Source organism: Oerskovia sp. NPDC057915 (genome assembly GCF_042887685.1).
GTDB lineage: Bacteria > Actinomycetota > Actinomycetes > Actinomycetales > Cellulomonadaceae > Oerskovia.
Map to the genome: position 1 here is coordinate 1 of NZ_JBHVOS010000029.1, position 9,715 is coordinate 9,715.

Consider the following 9,715-nt stretch of genomic DNA (forward strand, 5'->3'; position numbering starts at 1 on the left):
AACCCGATCCCGGGTCTGTCGGAGCTGGGGGAGGACATCGTGGAGATCGAGTATCTCGACGGTGTGGTCTCGTTGCCGGCGTTCGTGGCCGCGGCCGATCGTGCGGGGCGGGGCCCGGGTGGGTTGCGCGTGGTCGTGCAGCGCATCGCCGAGCCCTTGCAGACGGACACGGACCTGCTCGCGCGCCTGGCGGCCGCGGGCATCCTGCCGCGTCAGGAGGTCACCGTCACGCCCGAGGCCGGGTCGTTCACCGTCTCGGCCCAGGGCGCGCAGACCGTCCTGGACCTGCCCGAGGACGTCGCCCGCCACCTCTTCGTCACCGCCCCCTGACAAGGGCCCACCACCACCCGCACCGCCCCCGTGCCGCCGCTCCGGCAGGCGCGGGGGCGGCGCTGTGTGCGGGTGGTTCGTCCCGGTCCGGCACGGTCTGCGAGCCCGTCGTGATGGGAACGTGACATTCACCGGGCAGTCCTGTACGGTCGGTTCTGCTTCACGGAAGACTCATTCGTCGGAGCCCTCGCGCGGAACGCCTAACCCTGTCACCGCGAGAGGAACACCACGACCCGCTGACAGGGACGGGGGACCCAAATTCGGGTACCGGTAACGGTGCCCTTGGGGTGAAGCCAGAAGGACCTCGGTCCGGACGGCCGGGTGATTCTCCCACCCGAACCCGACAGCTGACCTCGCAGGCGTCCAGGAGAGGTATCTAGTGAACGCAGTGACGAACGGCGCACGCCATCGTGCAGCACGACGCCCGCTTTCCACCCTTGCTTCGGCGGCGACGGCTTCCTCCGTCGGCCGCCGCACCGCTGTCGTCGCTGCCTCGTCGGGACTCATCGTCTCGATGCTGGGCGGTACGGCTGCCAACGCAGCGCCGGTCGAGCACGACTCGACCAAGCTCAACACCGTCGACCTGAACGCGCTCACGGCCCAGGCCCGCGCCGCGCTCGAGTCCGCGCCGGCCGTCACGGTCGCCGCTGAGGCCGGTTTCGCGATCGAGAGCGCGGCCGTCGCCGTGACCCCCGCGCCGGAGCCCGTCGTCGAGCGAGTCGTCGAGACGCGCGCCACGCAGACCCCGTCGCGCTCCAACCAGCGCACCTCGACCGCCGCGGCCGCGACCACCGCGACCACCGAGAAGGCTGCGCCCGTCCAGGTTCCGGCCTCGGCCGCCGGCTCCGCGATCGTCTCGATCGCCACCCGCTACGTGGGCGTTCCCTACGTCTACGGCGGCACCTCGCCCGACGGCTTCGACTGCTCGGGCTTCACCCAGTACGTCTTCGCCCAGGCCGGCATCAGCCTGCCGCGCACCTCGAGCGCCCAGGGTGGCGTCGGCACCAAGGTGTCGGCCGCCGACGCTCAGCCGGGCGACCTCATCTGGACCCCCGGTCACATCTCGATCTACGCCGGTGACGGCATGCAGATCGACGCTCCGCGTCCCGGAAAGACCATCCAGGTCCGCCAGATCTGGCAGTCGAACCCGACGTTCATCCGCGTCGCCTGAGACCACCCGGAACAGCGGAAGACCTTCCGCGAACCGGCCGAGAACCCCGTCCTTCCGCGTCGAGCGGAGGGGCGGGGTTCTCTGCGTCGGCGGGGTCCTCCTGTGTGCGCGTGCCGGTGTGACTTTGCCAGTTCTTTCGATAGGTTTGTCTCAGGATGGACGTTTGCCCTCGGAAGGAGACGGAACCATGACCCGTGCGGAGATCGTGCTCGTCGGCGTCGACGGATCGACCCCCAGCCTGCACGCGCTGGACTGGGCGGCCGCGTACGCCCGCCAGGTCGGCTGGCCCCTGCACATCGTGTGCTCGTACTCCCTCCCGTCCTTCACGGCGGCCTCGCTCGACGGCGGCTATGCGGCCCTGGACGACACCGCGATCCAGGAGGGGGCCAAGGCGGTCCTCGCCGAAGCCACCCAGCGGGCCGAGGCGGCAGGGGTCAGGACCACCGCGGCGATCGCCACCGGGGACGCGGCAGGGGTGCTCGTCGAGCTCTCGAAGGACTACGGCCTGGTCGTGGTCGGCACGCGCGGGCGCGGTGGCTTCACCGAGCGTCTCCTGGGCACCGTGTCCTCGGCACTGCCGGCCCACTCGAGGTGCCCCACGGTCGTCGTGCCGCTCAAGAGCGGGCCGGACGACAGCGCGGAGCTCCCGGCCGTCAACCCCCTCAAGCGGATCGTGGTCGGCGTCGACGGGTCGCCGTCGGCCGACATCGCGCTGCGCCACGCGATCAAGCAGGCCCGGGCGTGGGGGGCCGAGCTCGTGGCCGTGGCGGGAGTCCCCGTGGGCGCTGGCGCAGGGCTCCTCGCGTGGCTGCCCGCCTCGATCGACCACCAGCAGGTGCTCGACGACATCACCGAGGGGCTCAACGTCATCGTGGACCGCCACGAGGCCGAGAACCCCGACGTGACGATCAAGCGCATCGTGCTGGACGGCACCGGCGCCGAGCTGCTCACGGAGTTCTCCACGGCGTCGGACCTCATCGTCGTCGGGTCGCGCGGGCGCGGCGGCTTTACCGGCCTCCTGCTCGGGTCGACGAGCCAGGCCGTGCTGCACCACTCCGCGTGCCCCGTGATGGTCGTGACCAAGCGCTGCGAGGACGACAAGGCGGCGGCCGCGGACGACAGGGCGAGCTGACCTCTCGTCGCCAGGCCGGTGCGGGTGCGCTGACAGGCCTGTGCTGGCGCGACCTCGGGGTCACGCCAGCACACCGGCGGGTCCGGGCCGATGGGCTCAGTTGCGCGTCCGGTACAGGTGCATGGTGATCGGCGCGAAGATCGCCGTGAGCACGACCGACGCCAGCAGCACCCATCCGATCTGGTCGAACGTCGCCGTGCCGGCCATGAGGGCGCGCACCGCGGTGGCCAGGTGGCTCACCGGGTTGATCTCCGCCCAGGCCTTGAGCCCCGACGGCATCGTGTCGGGGTTGACGAAGATGTTCGAGGCGAACGTCAACGGCATGAGGACCAGCATCGAGACGCCCATCACGGCGTTGGGTGTCCGCATGACGAGCCCGAGGATCGTGAAGATCCAGCTGATCGCGAACGCGAAGACCAGCAGCAGCGCCACGGCCAGCAGGACGCCGACCACGCCGCCGTCGGGCCGGAAGCCGATCGCGAGCCCCAGACCGACCGTGATGGCCGACGCGATCGTGTAGCGGACCGTGTCACCCAGGAGCGCGCCCACGATCGGGGCCGGACGCCAGATGGGCAGCGAGCGGAACCGGTCGAACACGCCCTTGGTGATGTCGGTGTTGAGCGTGAAGCCCGTGTACACCGTGATGATCAGGACCGTCTGCACCAGGATCCCGGGCAGCAGGTACTGCAGGTACGTCTCGGGGTCGCCCGCGATCGCGCCGCCGAACAGGTACGTGAACATGAGCGTGAAGATGATCGGCGTCAGGGTGACGTCGAAGAGCTGCTCGGGCACGTGCTTGATCTTGAGCAGCGCGCGCCACGCGAACGTCAGGGTGTTCGCGAGCGGCGAGGGCCGCGTCGGGTGCTGGTCGATCGCGATCGCGGCGCGGAGGACCTGCGCCTCCGGGGTCGTGATCACCTCGGTCTGGGTCGCGGCCATCAGGCCACCTCCTCGTGGTCGGTCTGCTCGTCCTCGTCGACCGGCTGGCCCGTGAGCGCGAGGAACACCTCGTCGAGGCTCGGTTGCCCCAGCGTGAACTCGGGCACCGCGATCCCGGCGTCGACGAGCGCGGGCAGGAGCTGCGCTGCGAGGTCCGCGCCGTCGTCGGGCACGCGTGCGGAGAACGCGTACGGGTCCTGCGCGAGCACGACCTCCGCGCCGAGCACCCGCTCGACGATCTCCGCGGCCCGGCCGCGGTCGCCCGACGAGGCGAGCCGCAGGGACACCGAGCCCTCGCCGACCGAGCGCTTGAGCTCGGTCGCGGTGCCCTCGGCGATGACCTTGCCGTGGTCGATCACCGCGATGCGGTCCGCGAGCTGGTCGGCCTCCTCGAGGTACTGGGTCGTGAGCAGGACGGTCGCGCCGTCGGCCACGAGGACGCGGACGATGTCCCACACCTGGTTGCGGCTGCGGGGGTCGAGGCCGGTCGTGGGCTCGTCGAGGAACAGCACGCGGGGGCTCATCACGAGGCTCGCGGCCAGGTCGATGCGGCGGCGCATGCCGCCCGAGTACGTCTTGACGGGCCGGTTCGCCGCCTCCGCGATGCCGAAGGCCTCCATGAGGTCCAGGCCGCGGCGCTTCGCGGCGAGCGTCGAGAAGCCGTAGAGGCGCGCGATGACGACGAGGTTCTCGGCCCCCGTGAGGTCCTCGTCGACCGACGCGTACTGGCCGGTGAGCCCCACGAGCGAGCGGACGGCGTCGGGCTGGGTGAGGACGTCGTGGCCCAGGACGTGGGCGGTGCCGGCGTCGGGGCGCAGGAGCGTCGTGAGCATGCGGACGGCGGTGGTCTTGCCCGCGCCGTTGGGTCCCAGGACGCCGTAGACGGTGCCGGTCGGGACCGCGAGGTCGATCCCGTCGACGGCCCGGGTCTCCTTGAAGTGCTTGACGAGGCCGTGAGCCTCGATCGCGAGGTCTGGTGCGCTGGTCATGCGTGCTCCCTGTGTCGTGGGTGGTGCACGGGTCTGTCCAGTGTTCGACCGTCCGGGGCGGGGGAACTCATCGGTGCCGTGGTCGGCCGGGACGCCGAGCAGCCCCGGGGTGTCCGGGGCCCGACGGCGGGCGAGACCTCCATCATGCGACGACGGGCGGCCGCGGACCAGGGGTCCGTGGCCGCCCGTCGGGAACGGTGCGCGTCGCGGTCGTGCGGGGACGTGTCAGGACGAGCGTGGACCAGAGGTCACGGTGGTCCTGACGGCTCCGGGGAGAGGAGGTCAGGCGTCCACGGCCGCCTTCTCGGCCGCCGCGAGCAGGACGCACGTCGCGACGCCGTCGATCGCGACCCGGACCTCGTCGAGCGGGGGCAGGGTCGGGGCCAGGCGGATGTTGGCGTCGCGGGGGTCCTTGCCGTACGGGAACGTCGCGCCCGCAGGCGTCAGGGCGATGCCCGCCTCCTTGGCGAGCTGGACGACGCGCGCCGCAGTGCCCGGCACCACGTCGAGCGACACGAAGTACCCGCCGAGCGGTGCGGTCCACGTGGCGCCGGAGTCGGTGCCCAGACGTTCGCGCAGGATCGTGTCGACTGCCTCGAACTTGGGTGCGATCACGTCGCGGTGCTTGCGCATGTGCGCGCGCACGCCGTCGGCGTCGCCGAAGAACTGGGCGTGGCGGAGCTGGTTGATCTTGTCCGGGCCGATCGACTGGGCCGCGAGGTGCTTCTTGTACCAGGAGACGTTGGCCGGGGAGGCGCCCAGGAACGCGACGCCCGCCCCGGGGAACGTGATCTTGGAGGTCGAGGCGTAGAGCAGCACGCGGTCCGGGTTCCCGGCCTCGGCGGCCAGGGCCAGGGCGGGGGCGGACTCCGTCTCGACGTCGGTGAGGTGGTGCACCGCGTATGCGTTGTCCCACATGATGCGGAAGTCGGGGGCCGCAGCAGGCATCGAGACGAGGCGCTGGGCGACCTCGCGCGAGACCACGGAGCCGTCCGGGTTCGCGTAGGTCGGCACGACCCACATGCCCTTGATGGTCGGGTCGTCCGCGACGAGCGCGGCGACGGCCTCGGCGTCGGGACCGTCGGCTGTCATGGGGACGGTCACCATCTCGATGCCGAACGCCTCGCACAGCGCGAAGTGGCGGTCGTAGCCCGGGACGGGGCACACGAACCGCACCTTCTCCTCGCGCGACCAGGGGCGCTCGGAGCCGGGCAGGCCGAACAGCATCGCGAACGCGAGCGTGTCGTGCATGAGCGTCAGGCTCGCGTTGCCGCCCGCGAGGAGCTGGGCGACGGGGACGTCGAGGAGCTCGGCGAAGATGCGACGCACCTGCGGCAGGCCGTCGAGCCCGCCGTAGTTGCGCACGTCGGTGCCGTCGGCGTCGGTGACCGTTCCTGCGCCCGGCAGTGCCAGGAGGGCGTCGGAGAGGTCGAGCTGCTCAGCGGAGGGCTTGCCGCGGGTCAGGTCGAGCTTCAGGCCGAGGGACTGCAGGTCTGCGTAGGCCTGCTGCCACTCGGCGAGGCGGGTGGAGGTGTCAGAGGCAGGAGTGGTCACCCTCCGGACTCTACCGATGCGCGGCCAGCTGCGTCAGTGCGTCACGCAGAGCGGCCATCCCGAGGTCGAGGTCTGGACGGTCGACGACGAGAGGGGGTGCCAGGCGGATGGTCGACCCGTGCGTGTCCTTGGCCAGGACGCCCCGTGCGAGCAGGGCCTCGCACAGGTCGCGGCCCGTCCCGCGGGCCGGGTCGAGGTCGATCCCGGCCCACAGCCCGACCCCGCGGACGCCCGTCAGCAGGCCGTCCTCGACGAGGCTCGCGAGCCGTGCGTGCAGGTGGGCGCCGAGCTCCCGTGCCCGCGCCTGGTGCTCGCCCGTCTCGAGGAGGCTCACGACCGCGAGGCCCACGGCGCAGGCGAGCGGGTTGCCGCCGAACGTCGACCCGTGCGTGCCGGGCGTCAGGACGCCCAGGACGTCGCTGCTCCCGACGACCGCCGAGACGGGCACGACGCCGCCGCCCAGCGCCTTGCCGAGCGTCACGAGGTCCGGCTTCACGTCCCACAGCTCGCACGCGAGCGTGGTGCCGGTCCGGCCCAGACCGGACTGGATCTCGTCGGCGACGAGCAGGACGCCGCGCTCGTCGCACACGCGGCGCAGCGTCGGCCAGTAGTCGTCGGGCGGCACGACGACGCCCGACTCTCCCTGGATCGGCTCCATCAGGACGGCCACGGTGGTCTCGTCGATCGCGTCCGCGACCGCGCGGGCGTCGCCGTAGGGCACGAGGCGGAAGCCGGGCGTGAACGGGTCGTAGCCGTCGCGCGCGTCGGGGTCGTCGGAGAACGACACGATGGTCGTGGTGCGCCCGTGGAAGTTCCCGTGCCCGACGACGATGCTCGCCCGCCCGGCCGGCACGCCCTTGACCTCGTAGCCCCACTTGCGGGCGATCTTGATCGCGGTCTCGACGGCCTCGGCGCCGGTGTTCATGGGCACCATCATGGGGGTCGCGCCGGGCCCGCCCCCGCGCACGAGCGGCCCGACGAGGTGTGTCAGGCGGTCTGCGAACGGGTGCAGCAGGTCGTGGTCGAACGCACGTGACGTCAGGGTCACGCGCCCGAGCTGCTCGGTCGCGGCGTCGATCAGCGCGGGGTGCCGGTGCCCGAAGTTCAGCGCCGAGTACCCGGCGAGAAGGTCGAGGTAGCGTCGGCCGTCGACGTCGGTGACCCAGGCACCCTCGCCCGTGGCGACGGTCACGGGCAGCGGGTGGTAGTTGTGCGCCAGGTGGTCGCGTGCGGCGCCGGCCGCGGTCGCGGAGGCGGGGGCCGCCTGGCTCTGGGCGCTCACGAGCGGATCTCCAGCGTGCAGCACTTGGCGCCGCCGCCGCCTCGCAGGAGCTCGGACGTGTCGACCGCGACGGTCTCGTAGCCGCGCTCGGCGAGGGCGCCCGCGAAGTGGGTCGCGGCGGGTGCGTGGACGACGTGCCGCCCGTCGCTCACCGCGTTGAGCCCGAGCACCAGGGCGTCGGCCTCGGTCGCGTGGTGCGCGTCGGGGAACCGTTCGGCCAGGAGCTCCTGGGACGCGGGCGAGAAGGCGGGCGGGTAGTAGGCGAGGTCCACGGTCGCACCGGCCGCGGGGCGAGGCTCGCCCGGGTGCGGCGCATGGACGGGGTGAGCGACGTCGTCGGGCAGGGGCGTGAGGAACGGCGGCGGCGTGCCGCCCGGCACGGCCCGCGGTGCTCCCTCGCTGCCGCGCAGGACGACGAGCGCGGTGTCGAGGTGGTAGAAGCGAGGGTCGACGAGCTCGAGCGTGACGACCTCGCGGCCCCACAGGCTCGCGGCCTCCTGGTGCGCGCTGCGCTCGGTGCGGAAGCCCGTCCCGGCCAGGACGACGTCGCCCGCGACGAGGAGGTCGCCCTCGCCCTCGTTGACGTGGTCGGCCGTGTGGGTCACGTACCCGCGGTCGGCGAACCACTTGAGGTAGGCCGGGCCCTCGGGTGCCCGCTCGGGGTGGCGGAACAGGGCCGAGTAGACCAGGCCGTCGACGACGGTCGCGCCGTTGGCGGCGTAGACCATGTCGGGCAGGCCGGGCTCGGGGGCGATCTGCTCGACGCGGTGCCCGAGGTCGAGGTAGACGTCGCGCAGGCGTTCCCACTGGGAGACGGCGAGCGCGGTGTCGACCGGGCGGGCGCGGTCCATCCACGGGTTGATCTCGTAGCTGACCGTGAAGTACGTGGGGCGGCACATCAGGTAGTGCCGGGGGACCTGCGTGGGTCCGGGGGTGCTGGTCGTCATCTGCGCCTCTGTCTGGTCCGGAGCGGGCGTGGGACGTGCGACGGTGCGGGGTGTGCGTCGTTGCACGGTGACTGCTGAGCGACTGCCGGTCCCGTGGCGCGAGTGCCCGGGGCCTTCCCGTCACTGTACGACCTGGACGGTTCTCGCGGGGGCTCCGCAACCCGATCGAGATCCGGGGTTGACTATCGATACGTCAACGATATATCTTTAACTCATCGACGCGAAGAGTGCGGCACAGCCGCGCAGCGTCGACGCCCCGGATGCGAGGCCGAGGGCCCGTCGGACCACCGACGAGAACCCGCCCGCACCCGTCCCCCCGAGCACATCGCTCGGCGCGCCCCTGCGGAGGGGCACCCACAGACACGAACGGACTCGTCAGGAGACACCCCATGCGTACCCCCCATCAGCACCCAGACTCTTCCCGACCGCCCCGCGACCGCTCCGGCCGCGCAGGCGCACCCGACCCCTTCGGGGGCCGACCCCGTCGCCGACGCGACGACTTCCCCCGGCCCGAGGGCTTCGGACCCGACTTCGGCGGTGACTTCCCCGGCGGCCCGCGCGGCGGCCGAGGCGGGCGCCCCGACGGGACCGGTCGCCCCGACCGTGCAGGCCGCCCCGACGGAGCCTCGCGCCCCGACGGGCACGACCATCACGACCACCCGGGTCACCACGGGCACGACGAGCGGTTCGACGACCGCTTCGAGGGCCGCGGCCCCCGCGGGCACCGCGGCGGGCCGGGAGGTGGCCCCGGCGGCGGCCCGCGCGGTCGCGGACACCGCGGCCCCGGAGGCCGCGGACCGGGCGGTCGTGCCGGGCGCGGTGACATCCGCGCCGCGGTCCTGCTCCTCCTCGCCGAGGAGCCCATGCACGGATACCAGGTCATCCAGGAGATCGGCGAGCGCACCTCGGGCGCCTGGCGGCCGAGCCCCGGCGCGATCTACCCCGCCCTGAGCCTGCTCGAGGACGAGGGCCTCGTGACCATCACGGCCGAGGGCGGGCGCAAGCTCGCGAGCCTCACCGACGACGGTCGCACCTACGTCACCGAGCACGCCGACGAGCTCGGCATCCCCTGGCAGGACGCCGCCGACGGCGGCGTCCGCCCGGCCCGCCAGCTCCGAGGGGCGCTCCAGCAGGTCGCCGAGGCGCTCCGTCAGGTCGCACGGTCCGGCTCGGACGCCCAGGTGGCCCAGGCCGCCGCGCTCCTCGAGAGCACGCGCCGCGAGCTCTACCTGATCCTCGCGGGCCCGGCCGGGACGCCGGACGGCGAGACGCCGCCGCCCCCGGAGTCCCCGACCCCGGAGGCCTGACCCCCCCACGGTGCCGAGCCATGGGGTGGGGGGGGGGGGAGGGGGGGGTGGGCACGCCCCCCCC

9 protein-coding genes and 1 riboswitch are annotated in these 9,715 nt (G+C 72.8%); of the genes, 4 read left to right on the forward strand and 5 right to left on the reverse strand.

Going from position 1 to position 9,715, the window contains the following annotated elements:
- From ACFVQ3_RS16910 to ACFVQ3_RS16920, 3 genes are all read left to right on the forward strand, one after another.
- Window positions 1-330, forward strand: a 330-nt coding sequence (locus ACFVQ3_RS16910) for a FeoA domain-containing protein (RefSeq protein WP_387641477.1), incomplete at its 5' end; no start/stop codon positions are given.
- Between the two features lie 187 nt (window positions 331-517).
- Window positions 518-707, forward strand: a riboswitch (cyclic di-AMP (ydaO/yuaA leader).
- A gap of 2 nt (window positions 708-709) precedes the next feature.
- A complete protein-coding gene (locus tag ACFVQ3_RS16915; protein WP_387641480.1) occupies window positions 710-1,501 on the forward strand; it encodes a C40 family peptidase in 792 nt (263 codons plus the stop codon).
- 187 nt (window positions 1,502-1,688) lie between these two features.
- Window positions 1,689-2,633, forward strand: a complete 945-nt coding sequence (locus ACFVQ3_RS16920) for a universal stress protein (protein WP_387641483.1) — start codon at window positions 1,689-1,691, stop codon at window positions 2,631-2,633.
- Window positions 2,634-2,729: 96 nt separating this feature from the next.
- Here the strand turns inward: ACFVQ3_RS16920 and ACFVQ3_RS16925 are convergent, their stop codons facing one another.
- From ACFVQ3_RS16925 to ACFVQ3_RS16945, 5 genes are all read right to left on the reverse strand, one after another.
- Complete coding sequence (locus ACFVQ3_RS16925) at window positions 2,730-3,572, reverse strand: ABC transporter permease (protein WP_191791074.1); 843 nt, start codon at window positions 3,570-3,572, stop codon at window positions 2,730-2,732.
- Window positions 3,572-4,561 (reverse strand): ATP-binding cassette domain-containing protein, encoded by a 990-nt coding sequence (locus tag ACFVQ3_RS16930; protein WP_387641487.1) that lies wholly within the window; start codon window positions 4,559-4,561, stop codon window positions 3,572-3,574. The genes ACFVQ3_RS16925 and ACFVQ3_RS16930 overlap by 1 nt, the downstream gene beginning before the upstream one ends.
- A gap of 282 nt (window positions 4,562-4,843) precedes the next feature.
- Window positions 4,844-6,115, reverse strand: coding sequence for an aminotransferase class I/II-fold pyridoxal phosphate-dependent enzyme (locus ACFVQ3_RS16935; RefSeq protein ID WP_387641490.1), 1,272 nt, complete (start codon window positions 6,113-6,115; stop codon window positions 4,844-4,846).
- Between the two features lie 10 nt (window positions 6,116-6,125).
- Window positions 6,126-7,397, reverse strand: a complete 1,272-nt coding sequence (gene rocD / locus ACFVQ3_RS16940) for an ornithine--oxo-acid transaminase (RefSeq protein WP_387641493.1) — start codon at window positions 7,395-7,397, stop codon at window positions 6,126-6,128.
- Window positions 7,394-8,344, reverse strand: coding sequence for a dimethylarginine dimethylaminohydrolase family protein (locus ACFVQ3_RS16945; RefSeq protein WP_387641496.1), 951 nt, complete (start codon window positions 8,342-8,344; stop codon window positions 7,394-7,396). The genes rocD and ACFVQ3_RS16945 overlap by 4 nt, the downstream gene beginning before the upstream one ends.
- Window positions 8,345-8,733: 389 nt before the next feature.
- On the opposite strand from ACFVQ3_RS16945, the gene ACFVQ3_RS16950 reads away from it, so the two are divergent.
- Window positions 8,734-9,651: a PadR family transcriptional regulator gene (locus ACFVQ3_RS16950; protein WP_387641499.1), complete on the forward strand. Its 918-nt coding sequence runs from the start codon at window positions 8,734-8,736 to the stop codon at window positions 9,649-9,651.
- The last annotated feature ends 64 nt before the right edge of the window (window positions 9,652-9,715 follow it).